Raw genomic sequence first — 19,286 nt, forward strand, 5'->3', positions numbered from 1 at the left:
GTACTTCACAAGGTCGGCTTTGATTGTATTTCACTTTCCCGGCTTTGTCAAATTTACCCTCCCTTTTGGCTGAAGCGATAATGCTACCAGACTAGCAAAATAGGCATGGCGAATGGTAGCAGAAACCTGTCGAGAAGCCATGTCGGATGGACAATAATCGTTCGACACATTGTTCATCGTATGCGTCGACAAAATGGAGTAGAACTGGGTTGCCTGACACGAAAAAACGGGAAATCACGTGATCAATCGTGATTTCCCGTTTTTATTAACCATTCATCCGAAAAAGACGTCTGGCATTGTCTGCGGTAATTTGCGCCATTTCCTCGTAAGACAAACCATGAATGTTCGCCATTTCTTCACAGACGTAGCGCACATATCCACTCTCATTTCGCTTTCCGCGGAAAGGATGCGGAGTGAGATACGGGCAATCCGTCTCTATCAACAGTTTGTCTAGCGGTACCTTCGCTGCGACTTCTTTTGGCTGCTTGGCATTCTTGAACGTAAGCGGACCACCGAACGAAATATAAAAATTCATGTCCAGTGCCTGCTTCGCTGTTTCCCAGCTGCCCGAGAAGCAGTGCATAATGCCGCCAACATCTGCTGCTTTCTCTTCCTTCAGGATCGTCAAAACGTCTTGGTGCGCATCGCGATTGTGTATGATGATCGGCATGTCGAGCTTGCGAGCCAGACGAATCTGCTTGCGGAATACCTCTGCCTGCACATCACGAGGCGATGTATCCCAGTAGTAGTCCAAGCCCATTTCACCCAATCCCACTACTTTCGGATCACGACTGAGTTCCTCGATCCATTCTAGGTGTTCATCTGTCATGTCCTTGGCGTCTTGCGGATGCCAACCGATGACGGCGTAAATGAAGTCATATGCATGAGCCAAATCCATGCAGGTTGGAATTGTTTCAGCGTTGAATCCGATGTTCACAATCGTACTGACGCCATTTTCCTGCGCACGAGCTATGACTTCCGCACGATCTTCATCGAATTCCTTCGCATTTAGATGAGCATGGGTTTCAAATAACAAGATGGGTCCTTCCTTTCCTTGCCCTCGTTACTTCACGATTGCTCCGTTTGGCATACTTGGATCAACAGTCGCGAGTGTCAACTGATCTCCTGCCGACGCTGCCAAGATCATGCCTTGAGACAACTCACCACGGAGCTTCACTGGCTTCAGATTGGCTACGAGGATCACTTTTTTGCCGACCATATCTTCTGGTGAGTAGTATTTCGCGATACCGGAAACAACCTGGCGCTTCTCATAGCCGAGATCCAATTGCAGCACCAACAGCTTGTCAGCATTTGGATGCTTTGCACATTCCACTACCTGTGCGACACGCAGCTCTACTTTTCCAAAATCGTCAATACTGATTTCTTCTTTCGCATCAGCAGGTTTGTCTGTCGCTGCTTCAGGTTGGTTGGTGTTCGTTTCGCTCACAGGTGCTTCCCCTTTCAAAGCTGCTTGCTTCTTCTTGTTTTCCTCTGCTTGACGACGCGCTTCCGCTGTCGAATCATCGATGAATGCCAATTCGGCTTGAACGTCCAGACGCGGGAAGAGCAGTTCCTTGCGGCTAACGGTGCTTCCAGCAGGCAGCCCACCCCATACGGTGGCAGATTCCCAGCTCGTCGCTTCTGCATTACCCAAGATACCCAGTTGGTCCCAAATTTTCGCTGGTGCTTTTGTCATGAACGGTTGAATCAGCACAGAGCTGATGCGGATGCTCTCTACCAGATTGTACATAACAGTTGCCAAGCGACCTTTGGTTTCTTCGGATTTTGCCAAGTTCCAAGGCATTGTTTCATCAATGTATTTGTTCGTACGTCCTACCAGCTCCCAGATGTGAGCCAATGCATTGGAGAAGCGCATTTCTTCCATGTGCTCTTCCACCAGCGCCTTTGTTTTCAACGCGAGACCGATCAAACTGTCATCTGGCTCTCCTGCATCCTGTGGAGCTGGAACGATTCCATCGAAATATTTCTCAATCATCGTAGCGGTACGGCTCAGCAGATTTCCGATATCATTAGCCAAGTCGTAGTTCAGGCGTTGTACGAACGATTCTGGCGTGAAGATGCCATCCTGACCGAAGTTGATTTCACGAAGCAGGAAGTAGCGAACACCGTCAGAGCCGTAACGGTCGATCAAAACCTTCGGATCAATGACATTGCCCTTGGATTTTGACATTTTTCCATCTGGCATCAGAAGCCAGCCATGACCAAAAATTTGTTTTGGCAACGGAATATCCAGTGCCATCAACAGGATTGGCCAGTAGATCGTATGGAAGCGCAAAATGTCTTTTCCAACCATGTGAACATTGGCTGGCCAGAAGTTACGGTATTTGCTGTCATCCTCGGACAAATAGCCGAGAGCAGAAATATAGTTCGTCAATGCATCAATCCATACATAAATAACGTGCTCTGGATCGCTTGGCACCTTGATTCCCCAGTCAAATGTACTGCGGGATACGGACAAATCTTGGAGACCTGGCTTCAGGAAGTTGTTGATCATTTCGTTGCGGCGGCTTTCCGGTTGAATAAACTCCGGATTTGCTTCGATGTGTGCAAGCAGTCTCTCTTGGTACTTGGACATGCGGAAGAAGTAGTTTTTCTCCTTCACTTTTTTCACTTCGCGACCGCAGTCTGGGCAAGCATATCCGTTGTCCGTTTTCGCTTGGGTTTCTGTCCAGAAAGCCTCGCAAGGCACACAGTAGAAGCCCTCGTACTCGCCCAAATAAATATCACCCTGGTCGAGCAGGCGCTGGAACACCTTTTGTACAACATCTTTATGGCGAGGCTCTGTGGTACGGATGAAATCATCATAAGAGATGTCCAGTTTTTCCCACAGATCCTTTACCCAATCGACAATTGGGTCGATGAATTCGAGCGGTTGTTTGCCATCTTCGGCTGCACGCTCTTGGAGCTTTTGACCATGCTCGTCTGTCCCTGTCAGGTAATACACATCATAGCCGCGCAAACGCTTGTAACGTGCCAAGGCATCACATGCAATTGTGGTGTAGGCGTTACCGATGTGGAGCTTGTTACTTGGATAGTAGATCGGTGTTGTAATGTAGTAAGTAGGCTTCATTGCAACTATTCCCCTCCTGTATACGTTTATAAATAAGGAAAAGCCCACCCCAAAAAAATTGGGGCGAGCTCTATCTCGCGGTACCACCCAAACACTCCGTATCCTCGCGGATAACGGACTTGGTGAGTCAAAAATTTGACTCGACCCGTAACGTGGGCACACGTCACAAACTACTGAGTACGGTCAATCCCGTCACTGTTCATTTGCAAGACTCAGGGTCCATGTTCAGCTTGCTCGCTTATACCGGTTTTCAGCTACCCCGGCTCTCTGAAATAAGGAGGATCGGCTTACTCTTCCCATCATGGTCGTTTGCTATCATTTGCTGCATTTATCCTCTATTGTACACGACCAACCTGTTTTGTAAACATCCTCGGCTACCCCATTTTAGTGATGAATTTTATCGTTCGGCATAACAACTTTACAAAATACAAGAAAAAAAGAGAGAACTTGGGGTTTTTGTCGAATCGACATGATGAGTTTCGACATTCGTCGACTTATTCGACACCCAATACTTCCAGTAAATTTTATCCATAAAAATTTCCATATCGCTTCCAACACTTCGAAAAACACCGATTTAACAGCGTTTTCGTTTTGAAAAAACATTTTGCTTTTCAAGGAATTGTCAAAATCATGTTGACACCTTTGGGAATGGCTGGTATGATTATCCCAACAGAAAATGTCGAATATTGACGATAAATGATGAGCGTTTAACAATAGCATCGACATATACAGATTTTGGGAGGAGATTTTAACTATGATGAAATCAACCGGTATCGTTCGCAAAGTAGATGAGTTGGGTCGTGTTGTTATTCCAATCGAATTGCGCCGCACTTTGGGTATCGCTGAGAAAGATGCTTTGGAAATCTACGTTGACGGAGAGCGCATCATCCTGAAAAAGTATGAGCCTGCATGTATCTTCTGTGGAAACGCTGATAAAGTATCTCACTTTAAAGGTAAAATTGTGTGCCAAGATTGCCTGACTGAGATGCCTGTTAAACGCTAACATCATATGATTACATAAACATGCCTTCGTGAGGACAAGCCTCGCGAAGGCTATTTGTTTCCTATTTCTTCTGCAACAAGGCTCGGAAGAAAAACAGCCTTGGCGCATACAAATCAGAATAGACTACGTCCGGTGACAGATCAAAAGAGGCACTGCCCGAAAACGTTAGCCCAACCTCTTTCAATACTTGCTGCAGTCGCTCTAAATTGATCAACGGGTAATCAAAAGTGAGTACGAGCTGCCCGTCGTCTTTTAACACTCTGTGAAATTCGCGGAATGCTTGCACCATAATCGCGTCTTCGAGATGCTCAAGAACGGAGATGCAGAATACGGTGTCAAATTTTTGATTGGAATAAGGCAAGTTGGTCAAATTGGCTCGCAAATAATGAATACCATCAAAATAATGGGGAGGCAAGCTGTCAGCCACGCTTTTGCCAAAGACGTCCACAATCTCTTGGTAGATAGCATCTTTGGACAGAATCCGCTGATCGAGATCACAAGCGTGTACTTCTCGACAATGATCGGCCAAATAAAATTTGAATGGGTGGCATATCCCGCAGGCCGAATCAAGCACAACGTCATTCGGATTGACAAACTGTTTGGCCCAGGCATATTCGTACGGTCTACTGTTCCATGTATCCGGCAGTGTAAATATGAAATGATCGTCTTTTTCATCTGTATTCACAATAAAACGAGAATCACGAATACTCACTGCTGATCCCTCCATCTATTCCTTCCGAAAACACCGTCAGCGTTCCTTACCATCGTATTCACACACAACATCGAGATGACGAAAAAGAAAAAGCCGACCGTATCGGCCAGCTTCGCTCACTCATTGACTTCTATTCGCGATGATATTCGTTGTAGACATCTCGTTTGGGTACGTTTCGATCATCGGCTGCTTGCTTGATAGCTTCCTTTTTCCCCATGCCTTGTGCGCAGTAATGATCCACGTGCTCCACGATACTCAGCGATTGCCACCATGAATCATCAGCTTCGGCTTCTAACGGCCCTGTGTTTCCTTCGACAATGACACAAAACTCACCGCGCACCTCGCCGGTTCTGAGCCATTCCAGCAACTCGTCCAACGTCCCACGCACAAATTCCTCGTAGCGCTTTGTCAGCTCTCTTGCCAAGACAGCTCGCCGATTCCCCCACACTTCCTGCATGGCAGCAAGCGTCTTTTCCACCCGATGGGGAGCTTCGTAAAAAATCAGCGTTTCTGGATATCGCTTCAGTCGTTCCAGCTCTTCGCGTCTTTCTTTGTTTTCGCGTCCCATAAATCCACAAAATACAAAGCGATCAGTAGGAAGACCGGAAGCGATCAAAGCTGTCAACGCCGCATTGGCGCCTGGAACGGGGATGACAGCGAATCCCGCTGCTGTCGCATCTCGTACCAAATCCGCACCCGGGTCGGAAATAGCCGGTAAGCCAGCGTCACTCACCAAGGCAATCTTCTTCCCCTCGGCTAGCCACTGCAACAACCCATTTCCGCTTGCTTCCTTATTATGCTCGTGATAGCTGACCGTACGTTTTTCGATTTGAAAATGGTTCAGCAGCTTTCTCGTTTGGCGCGTATCTTCACACGCGATGACATCGACTTCACGCAACGTATTTAGACACCGCACCGTGATATCATCGAGATTGCCGATGGGTGTAGCCACCAAATAAAGGACTCCTGCTTCTTCTGACGCAAAACTGCGTTGTACATTCATTCGGAGGCCCCTCCAATCAATTCTTCTTTTTTCTTGCGCGACAATCGTTTGATGCTCTCTTCGCGCTTGAGGCCCCAGGAACGATCTGCTCCTTCTTCCCAATAGAGCAGCTCCACTGGTCCGCGGCCTCTCGTATACTTGGCACCCTTTCCTTCATTATGAGTAGCCAAGCGACGAACCAGTTCTGTCGTATATCCAGTGTAGAGTGTCCCATCCGCACAAGACAGGATGTAGACATAGTGACTCTTACTCGAGGGAATCTCGTCTGCCATAATAGATTTCCTGTAGCTCTTCACAGTATTGCTCTCCATTTTCATATACAATCAGCGGCGGCTGAATTCTCAGCTCCGGCTTTCCACCCCTCATTCCCTCGATCAGAACCATATTCGGCTCTGCTTCCTTACGCGGGTAAACCAGGCGCATCCGTTTCGGCTCAATGCTGTATTGGCGCATAAGCGAAACGATGTCGATCAAACGTGTGGATCGATGCACGAGCGCCAGCTTCCCGCCATTTTTTAGCAACTGACTTCCCACACGAATGACATCCTCCAAGGACAGCATAATTTCATGCCGGGCGATCGCAAAGTGCTCGCTGATGTTTTTCTCCCCGCTCGTCGCAGGCATATACGGCGGATTGCACGTGATCAAATCGTACTTCCCGTGCCCGAACAACGACACTGCCTCCTTCACATCACCGTGATGCATCGTAATTCGTTCGTTCAAGCCATTCAATGTCACATTGCGGCTCGCCATACTGAACAAACGCTCTTGAATTTCGATTCCATCAAAACTGGCCTCCGGCGTACGCGTGGTCATAATGAGCGGTATAGCTCCATTGCCCGTGCACATATCCAATACTTTTCCGCGCTTTGGCACCGATGCGAATCGCGCCAAAAGAACCGCATCCATCGAAAAGCAAAACACTTCGTGGCTCTGGATTATTTTCATTTCATGAGTCAATAAATCATCAATGCGCTCTGTTTCATAAAGCGGTACGTTGGTGACAGGTTCCATCTACGGCTCGTACTCCCTTTTGTTCTTGTCTTATTATTCTTATCCGGAAAAAAGCGACCTGACACGTTGCCCAGGTCGCTTTTTCATATGGTGCTGGTTACTCACCGCTTATTTTTGAGGGCCGCCGCTCAGGAATGAGAGACAGAACAGACAATCCCCTTCTTTTCGCAGGCTGCCGAAATGCACATTACAAATATGAAATCCTTCCGCGTACAAACGGGCGAGGTTGTCATATCCTTCTCCGACCACTGCCTTTTTGGCTTTTTCCTTCGCGACAGGGCTTGTTCCCTTTTGTTTTGCTTGGGAGACGGTCTTTTTCCTGTCTAGTCGGTTGCGAAGGTGCTGGTTTTCAACGAGTAATTGGGCGTTTTCCTCCATCAAAACAACGATGACGTCTTTCAGTTCACCAATTTCTTTATAAAGGTCGCCAATACGTTCTTCAATGCTCGCCATCTTGACGAAGATTTCCCGTTTGTCCACTAGCTCACCTCTCCCCTACCCCCACGCTTTATTCAAAGGTGGGGAGACCTATCGCAATCTCATCCAATCCGAATTCAGTGACGCGTTTGTCGATTGAAAGCTCCACTTGGATAGATTGATCAAGTACGTTTACGGAAACGACTCGTCCATTCCCCATAGGGGTGGTGACCATTTTGCCAACGTCCGGCATCTCATCCTTCGAGCTTTCATAGTTGTCGTTCTCGTATTTTAAACAGCACATCAACCGTCCGCACAGACCGGAGATTTTGGCTGGATTCAACGAAAGATTTTGGTCCTTGGCCATTTTGATCGAGACAGGCTCGAAATCGCCGAGGAACGTCGAACAGCAAAGCAACCTGCCACAAGGCCCGATCCCGCCGAGCATTTTGGCTTCGTCACGCACACCGATCTGGCGAAGCTCAATTCGGGTACGGAATACGGAGGCGAGGTCTTTTACCAGCTCACGGAAATCAACCCTGCCGTCAGCAGTAAAATAAAAGATAATCTTGTTGCGATCAAACGTATATTCCACATCGACCAGCTTCATGTCGAGCTTGTGCTCTTTGATCTTGGTCTGACAAACAGCAAAAGCATTCTTGGCGGCTTGCTTGTTTTCATCCACCTGTTTTGCATCTCGCTCGTCTGCCATCCGAATGACCTTTTTCAGCGGCAATACGACATCAGACTCAGCCACTTCTTTTTTGCCAATGACGACCTTGCCAAATTCGACCCCTCGCGCCGTTTCAACGATGACGGTGCAGTCTTGCTCAATCGGCAGTCGGTCAGGGTCGAAGTAATATATTTTGCCCGCTTTCTTAAAGCGGACCCCAACAACCTCGTACAAGGGTTATCCCTCCTGGAATTGAAGAACCAACCGCTCAAGAGCCAACTGTGCGTTGGCATTTCGCTCTATCCGATTTTTCGTCTCCATGACCAAATCTATCCCACGCAAGAGCTCAGCTTTTGTCCATACCAGTGCTTGTCCTTGCAGCACATCCTGTTGGTCGCTGTTAATGAGATGGGCATGCCTGCCTACTTGCAAATACAGGATATCGCGCAGCCAAAGGATGAGCAAATCTAAAAAGAGGGGTAGTTCCTCTTTACTTTTGTCGCTCTTTTGCAACATATCATGGATCATTAAGAGTGCAGATGAATTGCGCTGTTTGCACTCCTGCACCAATTGTATCACTAGATTTCTTAGCTGTGCAAACGATTCTGATTGGCTGAGTGTCAAGGCTTCTTCCACATTTGTCGTAATGTGGGAAGCAACCTGCGCCATTCCCGCCAAAACGCCCTCTGCACGCAACTTTTCCGCAATCGATTCTGCAGAAAGTGGGGAAAATTGAACGATTTGGCATCGAGATAAAATCGTAGGGAGAATCGCATGGCTGTGCTCTGTCAAAAGGAGTGCCAGTACACCCGCGGGCGGTTCCTCCAGAAACTTGAGCAGACTGTTGGCAGCCTGTGTCGTCATTTTATCGACGTGCTCGATGATATATACCTTGCGTGCCGACTCGACGGCGCGCATCGCCATTTCTTTTTGCAGCGCGCGGATCTGGTCGATTTTAATAGAAGCCCCATCAGGCGTAATAAATAACACATCCGGGTGATTACCACCCTCTATGCGCCTGCATGTAACACAGGCCCCGCAGGCGTCTGCCTCCCTTTCCGGACAAAAAAGGGACTTCGCCAGATGCAGGGCCATCTGCTTTTTGCCTGAACCTTTGGGACCCGCCAATAAGTAGGCGTGTGCCAGTCGTTCGTTGCGCAAACTATGATACAGCAGTTCCTGTGCTCGTGGCTGCTGAGAAAAACGGGTCCATGTCATGATGGTTTCACACCCACTAAAAATACAAATTGATCAACATGCCGCGGATTTCGCCAATCCTGGCTAACAATTCAATCGTTGGTGCCTGCTCGCTCAAGAGCTCATCTGTCAGTTTGAGCAGCTCTGCATCCACCTCTTTGACGATTTTGTACAGCCTGCTACGGCCACGCCGATTCATTCCTCGTCTGTCGTCTAAGGCAATACCGAACTTCACAGCCTCTTCCATGAACTGCTTGACGAGATTTTTATAAGCATAGAAGTCGCGAACGGCGCGGGAACGAGCAAGAATCTGCCCCTGCCTGTCTATGTCTGTCAGTAGCCGGGTAAGCTTCTCCTGAGACATACGTTCGTCTTCTCCTTGAATCATCGTTCCAAAATTCAGCTTTTCCAGTTGAGGATTCTTGCGTGAATCCGTCGTTTTAATCAAGTCCAGTTTAGGCCGTAACCCATCACTGATTTTCATATCGCCACCTCCGTCGCCCGATCCAATACAGGGTTTATCCCCCATGAGATCAAGTATATACGAAAGTTGCGAAAAAAGAGAGAAGGAACCACGTTAAAATGAGTGGAACTCTCCAACATCCAATACGAAAACTGCCGCACCACCCACCTGAACTTCCAGCGGATATGGCATAAACGAGTCTACAGCATTACTGAGTGGAGAGACGGGAGTGACCATTTGTTTGCGGGATTTGCAATTATGCGCAATGATGTCGATTACTTCCGGCACGCTTTCGTCAGACGTACCGATCAAAAAAGTTGTGTTACCGGCGCGTAAAAAGCTACCCGTACTAGCCAACTTCGTAGCACGAAAACCTTTTTTCACCAGTTGTTGAGACAGACGACCACTATCTTTATCTTGGACGACCGCAACTACCATTTTCATCGGCTATCACCCTTTCTCCCATGATCAATTCCCACTTTGATTACTTCATTGTATGAAAAATTCGTAGGCTTGGTACGATATTTTGCTTAGATATATTATACAGCATGTACATCATCCTGCGGTACTGGGAACCTATAATCGGTCAAGCAGTGCCTGTAGGGCAGATTGATAGACTTGTTCCATCGGCTGTTCGGCATCAATCACGACAAAACGCTCTGGGTCGCGCTCCATTACCAGCTGATACCCTTCCCGAACAAGTTCATGGAACCGCATCCCTTCCAGATCGAGACGATTCACTTCGCGTCCACGAGAGGCATTAATCCGCGCCAATCCAGTTTCGGGCCGTACATCAAAGAACAAGGTCAATTCCGGCATGCAATCACCGACAGCAAATCGGTTAATCTGGTAGACAGCTTCAATGCCCAATCCCCGCGCATGTCCTTGATAGGCTAGACTACTGTCAATAAAACGGTCGCACAGTACCAGCTTACCCTCTGCCAAAGCAGGTAACACCTTTTCCGCCAAATGTTGCCCACGAGCTGCTGCATACAAGAGAGCCTCTGTTCTTTCATCCATCTGTGTGTGGGCCGGATTCAAAATAATTTCCCGAATTTTTTCCGCGATATCAATTCCACCGGGCTCACGAGTCAAAAGCACGTCGACTCCCCGCGCTTTCAGTGCTTCGTACAGCTTGGCGATGACGGTGGACTTCCCGGCCCCTTCTCCGCCTTCTATCGTAATAAATCGGCCTTTCTTTCCTGTTGCCACTTTCATACTCCTTCCACCCCTGTTGTAGCAGGCCAGTTGCTTAGATTATCGTAATACCTGTATCGTTTGTAGCTGGTCGTCCTGTACGCCATGGAATCGCGTTTGTCCTCTCGCCAATTCCTTCAGCATCGCCAGACTTTCTTCATCGATCCGCTCACCCGGCACGAGTACTGGAATCCCTGGTGGATAAGGAATCACCATCTCTGCCACAATTCGTCCCAGAGCGTGATCCAAAAGAATCGACTCCCTCGGGCAGTCAACGGCTTCATGCATCGGCAGTGCCTGCGCGCGCAAATAATGGGAAGACACGACTCCTGTCAAAAGAATGCGCTCCTCCCCTGGTTCTACTTGTGGCGCCATCGATTCAAGCAGTCCCCACAAAGCATCCAGGTCACGGGAGGAAGTTCCTGTCGAAGCTGCGAGAAGTACATGAGAGTCATCCGCCAGCTCCGAGAAAACACCGTGCTTTTCCATCCATGTCTGCAACTCAAATCCACTGAACCGGGCCGTTCGCAAATGGAAAAACAGCTTCAACGGGTCAAGCGTAGCGTATACGCTATTCGTGGACAGTCGGGGCCAATCCAGCCAGTCCAGTCGATCGAGTCGCTCCCGAAACTTTTCCAAAAGCGGCAACAATCTGTTCCACTCTTCGGTCGCCGCAAGCGCCAGATGGCGTCTCGCTAAATCGAGTGATGCCATCAGCACATACGATGGGCTGGAAGACTGAAGCATGGCGAGATGACGGAACAACCGTTCACGATCAATCCGTTCCCCCTGAATATGCAACATCGAGGACATCGTCATCGCTGTTCCCATTTTGTGTGTCGATTGGACCGAAGCATCTGCACCTTCCTGCATAGCAGAACGCGGAAATACAGGATGGAACCCGTAGTGGGCACCATGAGCTTCGTCTATCAAAAGCGGTACGTCAAACCGATGGACGGTAGCCGCCATTTTCGCCAAATCGATACCCATTCCATAATAAGTAGGATTCGTCAAAAAAACTGCCTTGGCATCGGGGTGTGCAAGCAGCGCACGCTCTACATCTTCGCGCCTTACGCCCGCAGCGACTCCTGTTGCCAGATCGACGGCAGGTACTAAAAAGATCGGGGTTGCTCTCGCCATCATAATGCCGTTGAATACAGACTTATGGCAATTGCGCTGTACGAGAATCTTGTCGCCCGGCCGACATACCGTCATGATGAGGGCGATATTTCCTACTGTACTTCCTCCGATCAAAAACTTGGTCTGTTCCGCATGGAAGGCTTGCGCTGCCAAAGCCTGCGCTTCTGCAATGACACCTTGTGGCTGATGCAGGTCATCCGTCCCGCTAATTTCCGTTACATCCAGCTCCAATATGTCTTGAAAGCGATTTTTGGCATGGTTGTCAAAGCTATGGCCCATTTTATGTCCTGGCACATGAAACGGATGCGGCCGATGCTTGGCGTGCCGTTCAAGCTGTTCATAAAGGGGCGCACGCTTTTGTCGCTCCCGAAATTCAACATCTCTCTCCAACACGCGCGACTCACGTCCTTTATTTTTATTCCCCTATTTTAGCATGATTTGGACACGCATGAATCCAGCAAAAAAAAGACACCGGAATGCACCGATGCCTTCTTTCTTCACGCATCTTTTCGCAACCGAATGCGTCTCATCTGATGAATAAAAAACGGATACTTTTCATCCTGTACATCGGTATTGACCATTTCCTGTTCGCACCGCTGACAGATAAACTGCTCACAAATGGCGATTCCGTCATTCTGCTCCTGTTCACAGACGATACATCGCTGAGCAACTTTTTCCATAGTGTAAACGCCTGCCCTTTTTCTCAATATATCAACCATTATACCCCATTATAATCAGCATCATTCCCAAACGTTCGTGTTTTCGCCGATAGCTCGGTAGGCTTGGAAGTAGGACCGGGCTTCTTGAACAGGGAAGCAAGCTGCTGCATCAATGACGTAGGACTGCCTCATCCCGCTAGCCAACTCGGGTAACGGCAGCTCAGCAATGGTCGTTCCCGCGGCATTCCAAATCACGAGCAAATCTGCGTCCTTTACAGCGTCCTGCCACGAATCGCATAACGTCCAACCAGTCATCCTTTTGTTCGGAATTGGCTTGTCCTCCCCCGGGTACACCGCAACGTCTTTTTCAGCCAACCAGCCTACTGGCATTTGCTCCCATAGCGCATACTCTCCCCAAAGAACAATCCGCTGTATATTCGCTTTTTGTAGAACGAGCCTACATTCTTTTTCGAGCCATCGAACGATGAGGGAAGAGTCTTGGCGGGAAGAGTATAGCCAGCCCTGGCCGACTCGTTTGTCCATACCGAGCGCGCGACTAACTTGCAGCAGAGAAATTCCCTTCTCATCACAGCTGGCACCAAGCTCGATGTAAAACTGCTCCTTCCACGTCAAATAGCGAGGTAATTGCCGAAGAGCTTCATCCACTTCCCGCATCCCGCATACCATTGTCACCAGTGAGTAACGAGCGAGCAGCTTACAGAGAAACCGCATCCATTTCCCATTGGGTTCCCCTCCAAGCAAAGCACGATCCTGGGTAAAAAACGCCATGCGAATGACCTCATGCTCCCCGGTGTGCTCGTATTGGATATGTAAAGTATTCGCCCAGTCGTATGGCACGTCGCTTCCGTAGACAAGGGTGAGCCATGGCTTCGTTCCCAGCTGTTGCTTCCTTTCCTGCAAAAGCTTGCCATCACTCACTTTTGTCAGCAGAAATCCATCGGCGCCTTCTTGGAAGGCATCTGCGCTGCAAACAACCAGCTCAATTCCACATGCTCCGAGTTCACTGCCGTGTCTGGTCACGACCTCCTCTGAAATGACCCACAGTCTCACGCTTTCCTTACACAAGGGACCTCCTCCTCATGGCATTTCATTCCTTTTATCCTTCCCATAAAAACATTCGTTAAGAAAAAGCCGTCAGTCTAATCAGCTTAGACAAACGGCTTGTTTCATTCGTTGTATGAGCTTTCTCAAGATTTATGACTGTGCGATAATGGAAACGCAGACTTTCATTCATCCAGACCGCTGTAAAAGGAAGTGACTTCTCATGAAGGAAACCGCCGCCCATACGATCTATAGCTACAAGCTGCTCTATCGTTTTCGCTGGCGATTCGTCGGCTACCTTTTTCAACTGTTGTTAATAGGCTTGTCCCTTATATCGCACTCTTTCATGCTTCAAGTTCCCGCTTATACGTTGATTATGACGTTAGCTATTCTACCTGTCATACCGATCTGTCATTTGGTCTTATTTCGACTCTATGCCCTTCTGCGCGGCCATAAGCCAAAGACAACTGCCGATATGCTCGTCTCTCCGTGGTGGGGAGCAGGCTATCCGCTTCCCATCCCGCTATCTGTCTATCGGGGCAGTGAGTTGACGGTAATCGTGGGAAGTATGGCGATAGCTGCCGGGGCTTATGTGTGGCTTTCGGAAGGATACGCGCTCACCTTGATCAGCGGAACGTTGATCGTCGCGCTCCCACGCCTCTTCGCCCTCCTTGCTTCCTTTCGCCAGCCAGGCCGTAGCCGGGTGAAATACGAGGATCGCGGCGTTGCTTTTTTGCTTACCGATGGATAAACCGCATCGACCTACCGTTACATAACCCATAGCTTGATGACTATCAACGCAGCCAATCCAGGCAATCGGAGAAGTCCGACGAGCAGAGCCGTCACCGGATTGATCGGGATGTAGAAGTTAGCCAACTCTCCAACCAGATTGGTGAAAAACAGCAGTAGTGCGCCAATCACGACTTGCATGATCCCAAATCCAATCCACCTGATCGGGCCCGTGACAGATTTGCTGGCGACAATCACCAGCAAAATTCCAACTACAATCAGAGCTATAACCCACCCTGTAGTCATCGGCTTTCCTCCTATGCCTGTTGGCGATTCCTCTCGCGCTTTGCTTGCGCGAGCAAATACATATACCGTTTTTCGGTCACATGCAAATAATAAATGACATCATCCAAACCGCCATCCGGTTCACTGATCTCCACAAGATGGCGGGCATGCTGCCAGTCCACTCGCGCCTGATTGACCGCTACATCCAAACTCGCTTCATTCCATTCCACCACGTACCGCGCCTTTTTTCTCCACCTACTCACCTGCAAGCTTCCCCCTCAGTGAAAGTAGTAAAGTACTCCAGTCATGTTGTTCACCGCATGCAGTAAAACGGCTCCCCATATCGATTGGTACCGATGTCGAACGAATCCGAGTAAAAGTCCAATGACAAAAAGCGGAGCGAACAGGGCAATATCCATGTGCAGGAGCCCAAACCAGAGACTGCTCAGGAAGATACCCACAATTGGCCCAATTCTCTGAACCAGATAAGTCTGAATCACGCCGCGAAACAAAATCTCCTCCGCAATCGGAACCAACATGCCAATGACCAGAAGTGAGGTGAGCGCCGCCAAAATATCTGTTTCCTTCGCCTGCACAATCTCTTTTTCGATCTGCTGCTCTCGCTCTGATGACAGAGACAGTCCAAACCAGTCCGCAATCGGGTTCGTCACCACCGCATCCATCACCAGTGCAATCAAAAGAAACAGCGCAGCGAGCATCAACAGCATCCGGCCTAGTCGTACAGGTCTACGAACGCCGATTTCCCCTAGTCGTCCACGAAACCACATCGGAATCAAAATCAAGAGGAACAGTTGAAAAATGGCAGATTCCAATATGCCTCCGATCGTGCCCGTGGAAAAGAAGGAGCCTTCCAGTAGAAACCCATACAACAGCAGTACGCCCGTTTGAAACACATGCAACCAAGCTACAATATGCAACACATCATTCCCTGCAAGCCCGTCATATTGCCACAGCCATGACGTCGCCTCCCGTCTTTCTCGGAGCAAGCTCACAATGAAACCAACGGTCGCAATGAAGCTAAATACCGTCACTGCAAATGCAAGTAATCCTAGCCATACCTCCGGTTGCCCGACGGTGGTAGCGACCCACTTTCCGTCTTCTCCCTTGTGAAAACGGATCATGGATAACTCCGCAGCAAACATGAGCCAATACCCAATAAACAGCATGATCGCCCACGGAGTGGACTTTTGTCGCCGTACCCCACTCGCAAGCGACAGTCCTGGTCCTGTCAGCATCTCCTCACGCTCCTATTTCACTGTATGTCTCGTCCATTCAAAAAAGTCCGGCATTTCTATCAAGATTGCAAAGCTTTTATCTGTGCTTCTGCTACTTGCTTGAGATATTCATTGCGCGTCCGTAAAAACCGCGTCATATACGCCTCCAAAAACAGCCAATCCGCGAACTTTCCCAACATACCCAACGGAGATGTGTAGTCAAAAATATCGATCATCCTCGTCTGATTGTCCGTTATCGGAATGAACTCGTGCGTGTGATGAAACCGCTTGAATGCACCAGCAACCATCTCATCCACGAAATAGCGCGGTCCCTCCATCTCTGTGATTTTCACCGTCAAATTCTGCTTGATACCGAAGTGAATGGCCTCCCAGGTAACAGTCTCCCCCAGGTTTATCAGCCCGCTCGTTACTCCTCCAATCGCTCTCTCCTTCGTACTGGCGGTCGATTCCATATGCAAATCTATGCTTCTGGCAGCATCGAAGCAAACTTGTTGCGGTGCATGTATCAAAAACTCCATATGAATAACCGGCATACAGCATCCTCCTCCTAGAACGAAAAAAAGACAGGCAGCCCCCGTCTTCTTTTCTATCTTTATCGTACTATGTCTAGGACGACTTTTTAAATTTCCTTACAAGTCGCGTCTGCCTTCCAATGCTTTGGTCAGCGTGACTTCATCGGCGTACTCCAAATCTCCACCGACTGGCAAGCCATGCGCGATACGTGTCACGCGAATGCCAAAAGGTTTAATCAGCCGGGAAATGTACATCGCTGTCGCTTCCCCTTCGATATTCGGGTTGGTCGCCAAAATGACTTCCCTCACCTGCTCGTCACCTAGGCGCTTCAACAGGTCAGGAATGCGAATATCCTCCGGACCGATCCCATCCATAGGAGAAATCGCCCCGTGCAAAACGTGATAATACCCTTCAAACTCTCTCGTCTTCTCCATCGCTACCACATCTCGCGGCTCTTGCACCACACAGATGACTGAGCCGTCGCGACGTTTGTCCCGACAAATATGACAAGGGTCGAGATCGGTAATATTGTTGCAGACCGAGCAGTAATGAAGCTGACGCTTGGCATTGACCAATGCTTTTGCCAGATCAAGCACGTCGTCCTCTTTCATATTGATTACAAAAAAGGCAAGCCGCCCAGCCGTTTTGGGACCGATGCCGGGCAATTTCATAAAACCATCAATGAGCTTTGAGACCGGTTCTGGATAAAACATCGCCTACTCCTCTTTTCCTGCCCAATTTTTAGAACAGGCCTGGGATGTTCATGCCTCCGGTATATTTACCCATTTCCTTGCCTACCATTTCATCTGCTTTGCGCAGTGCATCGTTCACAGCAGTGAGCACCAGGTCTTGCAGCATTTCTACATCTTCAGGGTCTACTACTTCTGGTTTGATCACGATGTCTTTGATTTGCTTATGTCCATCGACTTTCACCGTGATAGCACCGCCACCAGCAGAGCCTTCCACGATTTTCTCTTTCAAGCCTTCTTGCGCTTTTTGCATTTCTTCCTGCATTTTTTTCACTTGCTTCATCATTTGTTGCATTTGCTGCATATTTTTCATTGAGGTATCCTCCCTAAATGGTTATGAGTGTATGATTTAGTCTTTGACTTCAACAAGACCTTCTCCAACGAGCTTGATGGCTTCCGCCAAAAACGGGTCCTCTTCCGGCTCGTCAGAAGCGTCTTTTTGACCAACCTGCTGGTCTACACTTTGCCACTCTTCCTCCATGACAGACAGGAGCTGCAAAGGTCTGCCCAGCATCGTAGACATAACGCGCTCGATCACGCTCCGAAGCTCTGCCTCCATCGTCTTGTCGCAATGGATGGCACTGTTGAAGGTTACGACAACGGCATCATTGCCGGCAGCTACCGGTTGACCATTGACTAGCCAAGCCTGGTACTGGATCTTGATCTTTTTCAGTTCGGTCAAAATTTGACTCCACTGCCCGCGTACCTGTCTCGTCAAATTCTCATCCATGGCCTTCGCGACTTCCCTGACTCGATTCAGCGGAGTTCGTGAACCACCAGAAGCCGCAGCTATGCGCCTTGGCTCGTTCTTGCGGGTTTCCTCGGCCTTTTGCTGGCCGGGAATGCTCACCTGACCTTGCATCACTTGAACCAAACGCTCTTCCAAAACGCGGATACGATTGGACATCGCGCTCAGTTCCTCGCTGTTGACTGGTGAGGCTCCCACAGATTCTGTCGCATTTGCATTCGGCTGGCACATTTTGGCAAGGGTCAGTTCAACCAGCACCCTCGCATAGGTCGACCATTTTAATTGCGACAAAGCTTGATTGCAGGTCTCAATCGCTGCGTAAAGCGCCGGATACGAGTACAGTTTTGCAACCTCTGCAAACTGATCATCAATCATGGTCCGCTCGACAATCTCTTCCAACTGCGGCGCTGTCTTCAATAACAGCATATCGCGGTAATAGTAGAGAAAATCGTGCAGGAATTGCTCCGGGTCCTTCCCTTGCACCATGACTCTATCAAATTGCTCCATGACCTCGGCAACATCGTTTTCGGCAATATGTCGCGCAAGCACAGAAAAGTAAGATTGGGCAACTGTGCCCGTAATCTGCATAATATCACTAGCACGAACCTCGTCCTTGCTATAGCTAATCGCTTGGTCCAACAAGCTAAGAGCATCACGGGCTCCACCTTCAGCCATCTTCGCTACGAGTTGCAGGGCCTGCTCCTCCACCTGTACCCCTTGTGATTGGCAAATCCCTTGCAAAAGATTGACCATCACTTTCAACGGGATTCGGTGAAAATCAAAGCGCTGACAACGAGAGATAATCGTCGCCGGAAGCTTGTGCGGCTCTGTCGTCGCCAAAATAAAAATGACGTGAGACGGCGGCTCTTCGAGGGTTTTTAACAAAGCGTTAAATGCCTCTGTCGTCAGCATATGCACCTCATCGATGATGTACACTTTATACCTGACGTCGCTTGGGGCAAATTTCACTTTGTCGCGAATGTCGCGGATCTCTTCAACACCACGGTTGGATGCCGCGTCGATTTCCAGCACATCCGTTACAGAACCGTTGGAGATGGCTCTACACGTATCGCATTGATTGCATGGCTCGCCATCTATGGGCTGCTCGCAGTTCACTGCTTTCGCCATAATTTTGGCTGCACTTGTTTTTCCCGTACCTCGGGGACCGTTGAATAAATAGGCATGGGACAGCCTATTTTCGCGTAAAGCATTACGCAAGGTTGTCGTAACATGCTCTTGTCCGACTACGTCTTGAAAAGTCTGCGGTCGGTATACGCGGTATAGCGCGGTATAAGCCATGTTCGTGTGACACTCCCCATCTGCACAGTCCTCTTCTATATCCTATTCAGTATACACGATTGCCACCGTTCGTACA

24 protein-coding genes are annotated in these 19,286 nt (G+C 48.9%); 2 read left to right on the top strand and 22 right to left on the bottom strand.

Going from position 1 to position 19,286, the window contains the following annotated elements; translation table 11 throughout:
• Positions 1-265: 265 nt before the first annotated feature.
• Positions 266-1,036, bottom strand: a complete 771-nt coding sequence (locus ACFYU8_RS27470) for a TatD family hydrolase (protein WP_017246933.1) — start codon at positions 1,034-1,036, stop codon at positions 266-268.
• A gap of 27 nt (positions 1,037-1,063) precedes the next feature.
• On the bottom strand, positions 1,064-3,091 hold the full coding sequence (gene metG / locus ACFYU8_RS27475; RefSeq protein ID WP_390305805.1) for a methionine--tRNA ligase: 2,028 nt from the start codon (positions 3,089-3,091) through the stop codon (positions 1,064-1,066).
• 754 nt (positions 3,092-3,845) lie between these two features.
• Between metG and ACFYU8_RS27480 the strand changes: the two genes are divergently transcribed.
• The gene (locus ACFYU8_RS27480) at positions 3,846-4,094 is read left to right on the top strand and encodes an AbrB/MazE/SpoVT family DNA-binding domain-containing protein (protein ID WP_007719913.1); all 249 of its coding nucleotides are present in this window, start codon (positions 3,846-3,848) and stop codon (positions 4,092-4,094) included.
• A gap of 61 nt (positions 4,095-4,155) precedes the next feature.
• Here the strand turns inward: ACFYU8_RS27480 and ACFYU8_RS27485 are convergent, their stop codons facing one another.
• From ACFYU8_RS27485 to ACFYU8_RS27545, 13 genes are all read right to left on the bottom strand, one after another.
• A complete protein-coding gene (locus ACFYU8_RS27485) occupies positions 4,156-4,806 on the bottom strand; it encodes a class I SAM-dependent methyltransferase (RefSeq protein ID WP_390305807.1) in 651 nt (216 codons plus the stop codon).
• Between the two features lie 130 nt (positions 4,807-4,936).
• The gene (gene rsmI, locus ACFYU8_RS27490) at positions 4,937-5,809 is read right to left on the bottom strand and encodes a 16S rRNA (cytidine(1402)-2'-O)-methyltransferase (RefSeq protein ID WP_390305809.1); all 873 of its coding nucleotides are present in this window, start codon (positions 5,807-5,809) and stop codon (positions 4,937-4,939) included.
• Entirely contained in the window at positions 5,806-6,081 is a 276-nt protein-coding gene (locus tag ACFYU8_RS27495) for a GIY-YIG nuclease family protein (protein ID WP_106837140.1), read from the bottom strand. Before ACFYU8_RS27495 ends, rsmI begins: the two co-directional genes overlap by 4 nt.
• Positions 6,056-6,823, bottom strand: coding sequence for a tRNA1(Val) (adenine(37)-N6)-methyltransferase (locus tag ACFYU8_RS27500; RefSeq protein WP_390305812.1), 768 nt, complete (start codon positions 6,821-6,823; stop codon positions 6,056-6,058). The genes ACFYU8_RS27495 and ACFYU8_RS27500 overlap by 26 nt, the downstream gene beginning before the upstream one ends.
• A 108-nt stretch (positions 6,824-6,931) precedes the next feature.
• Complete coding sequence (yabA, locus tag ACFYU8_RS27505; RefSeq protein ID WP_106837142.1) at positions 6,932-7,303, bottom strand: DNA replication initiation control protein YabA; 372 nt, start codon at positions 7,301-7,303, stop codon at positions 6,932-6,934.
• 28 nt (positions 7,304-7,331) lie between these two features.
• Positions 7,332-8,147, bottom strand: coding sequence for a PSP1 domain-containing protein (locus ACFYU8_RS27510; RefSeq protein ID WP_007719901.1), 816 nt, complete (start codon positions 8,145-8,147; stop codon positions 7,332-7,334).
• A 3-nt stretch (positions 8,148-8,150) separates the two neighbouring features.
• Positions 8,151-9,131 (bottom strand): DNA polymerase III subunit delta', encoded by a 981-nt coding sequence (gene holB / locus ACFYU8_RS27515; protein WP_390305815.1) that lies wholly within the window; start codon positions 9,129-9,131, stop codon positions 8,151-8,153.
• Between the two features lie 16 nt (positions 9,132-9,147).
• Positions 9,148-9,594: a YaaR family protein gene (locus ACFYU8_RS27520; RefSeq protein WP_390305817.1), complete on the bottom strand. Its 447-nt coding sequence runs from the start codon at positions 9,592-9,594 to the stop codon at positions 9,148-9,150.
• Positions 9,595-9,687: 93 nt separating this feature from the next.
• Positions 9,688-10,017: a cyclic-di-AMP receptor gene (locus ACFYU8_RS27525; protein WP_007719896.1), complete on the bottom strand. Its 330-nt coding sequence runs from the start codon at positions 10,015-10,017 to the stop codon at positions 9,688-9,690.
• 132 nt (positions 10,018-10,149) lie between these two features.
• Positions 10,150-10,791: a dTMP kinase gene (gene tmk, locus ACFYU8_RS27530; RefSeq protein ID WP_390305819.1), complete on the bottom strand. Its 642-nt coding sequence runs from the start codon at positions 10,789-10,791 to the stop codon at positions 10,150-10,152.
• Positions 10,792-10,830: 39 nt separating this feature from the next.
• Positions 10,831-12,303: an aminotransferase class I/II-fold pyridoxal phosphate-dependent enzyme gene (locus ACFYU8_RS27535; RefSeq protein ID WP_390305821.1), complete on the bottom strand. Its 1,473-nt coding sequence runs from the start codon at positions 12,301-12,303 to the stop codon at positions 10,831-10,833.
• 104 nt (positions 12,304-12,407) lie between these two features.
• Positions 12,408-12,590, bottom strand: coding sequence for a sigma factor G inhibitor Gin (locus ACFYU8_RS27540; protein ID WP_390305824.1), 183 nt, complete (start codon positions 12,588-12,590; stop codon positions 12,408-12,410).
• 60 nt (positions 12,591-12,650) lie between these two features.
• Positions 12,651-13,655: a Rossmann-fold NAD(P)-binding domain-containing protein gene (locus tag ACFYU8_RS27545; RefSeq protein ID WP_390305826.1), complete on the bottom strand. Its 1,005-nt coding sequence runs from the start codon at positions 13,653-13,655 to the stop codon at positions 12,651-12,653.
• A gap of 199 nt (positions 13,656-13,854) precedes the next feature.
• Here ACFYU8_RS27545 and ACFYU8_RS27550 point away from each other — a divergent pair, with 199 nt between their 5' ends.
• Positions 13,855-14,382, top strand: a complete 528-nt coding sequence (locus tag ACFYU8_RS27550) for a hypothetical protein (protein ID WP_390305828.1) — start codon at positions 13,855-13,857, stop codon at positions 14,380-14,382.
• 17 nt (positions 14,383-14,399) lie between these two features.
• Here ACFYU8_RS27550 and ACFYU8_RS27555 read toward each other — a convergent pair whose 3' ends face one another.
• The 7 genes from ACFYU8_RS27555 to dnaX form a co-directional block, all read right to left on the bottom strand.
• On the bottom strand, positions 14,400-14,666 hold the full coding sequence (locus ACFYU8_RS27555; protein ID WP_390305830.1) for a pro-sigmaK processing inhibitor BofA family protein: 267 nt from the start codon (positions 14,664-14,666) through the stop codon (positions 14,400-14,402).
• Positions 14,667-14,677: 11 nt separating this feature from the next.
• Complete coding sequence (locus tag ACFYU8_RS27560) at positions 14,678-14,908, bottom strand: DUF2508 family protein (RefSeq protein ID WP_390305832.1); 231 nt, start codon at positions 14,906-14,908, stop codon at positions 14,678-14,680.
• A 15-nt stretch (positions 14,909-14,923) separates the two neighbouring features.
• Complete coding sequence (locus ACFYU8_RS27565) at positions 14,924-15,901, bottom strand: CPBP family intramembrane glutamic endopeptidase (protein ID WP_390305834.1); 978 nt, start codon at positions 15,899-15,901, stop codon at positions 14,924-14,926.
• A 59-nt stretch (positions 15,902-15,960) separates the two neighbouring features.
• A complete protein-coding gene (locus tag ACFYU8_RS27570) occupies positions 15,961-16,434 on the bottom strand; it encodes an SRPBCC family protein (RefSeq protein WP_390305836.1) in 474 nt (157 codons plus the stop codon).
• Positions 16,435-16,530: 96 nt separating this feature from the next.
• Positions 16,531-17,127, bottom strand: a complete 597-nt coding sequence (gene recR / locus ACFYU8_RS27575) for a recombination mediator RecR (RefSeq protein WP_390305838.1) — start codon at positions 17,125-17,127, stop codon at positions 16,531-16,533.
• A 28-nt stretch (positions 17,128-17,155) separates the two neighbouring features.
• Complete coding sequence (locus ACFYU8_RS27580; protein ID WP_039960469.1) at positions 17,156-17,467, bottom strand: YbaB/EbfC family nucleoid-associated protein; 312 nt, start codon at positions 17,465-17,467, stop codon at positions 17,156-17,158.
• Between the two features lie 45 nt (positions 17,468-17,512).
• On the bottom strand, positions 17,513-19,210 hold the full coding sequence (gene dnaX / locus ACFYU8_RS27585) for a DNA polymerase III subunit gamma/tau (protein ID WP_390305840.1): 1,698 nt from the start codon (positions 19,208-19,210) through the stop codon (positions 17,513-17,515).
• Between the last annotated feature and the right edge of the window lie 76 nt (positions 19,211-19,286).

The sequence above is a fragment of the Brevibacillus sp. NPDC003359 genome (assembly GCF_042878995.1).
Taxonomy (GTDB): Bacteria; Bacillota; Bacilli; order Brevibacillales; family Brevibacillaceae; genus Brevibacillus.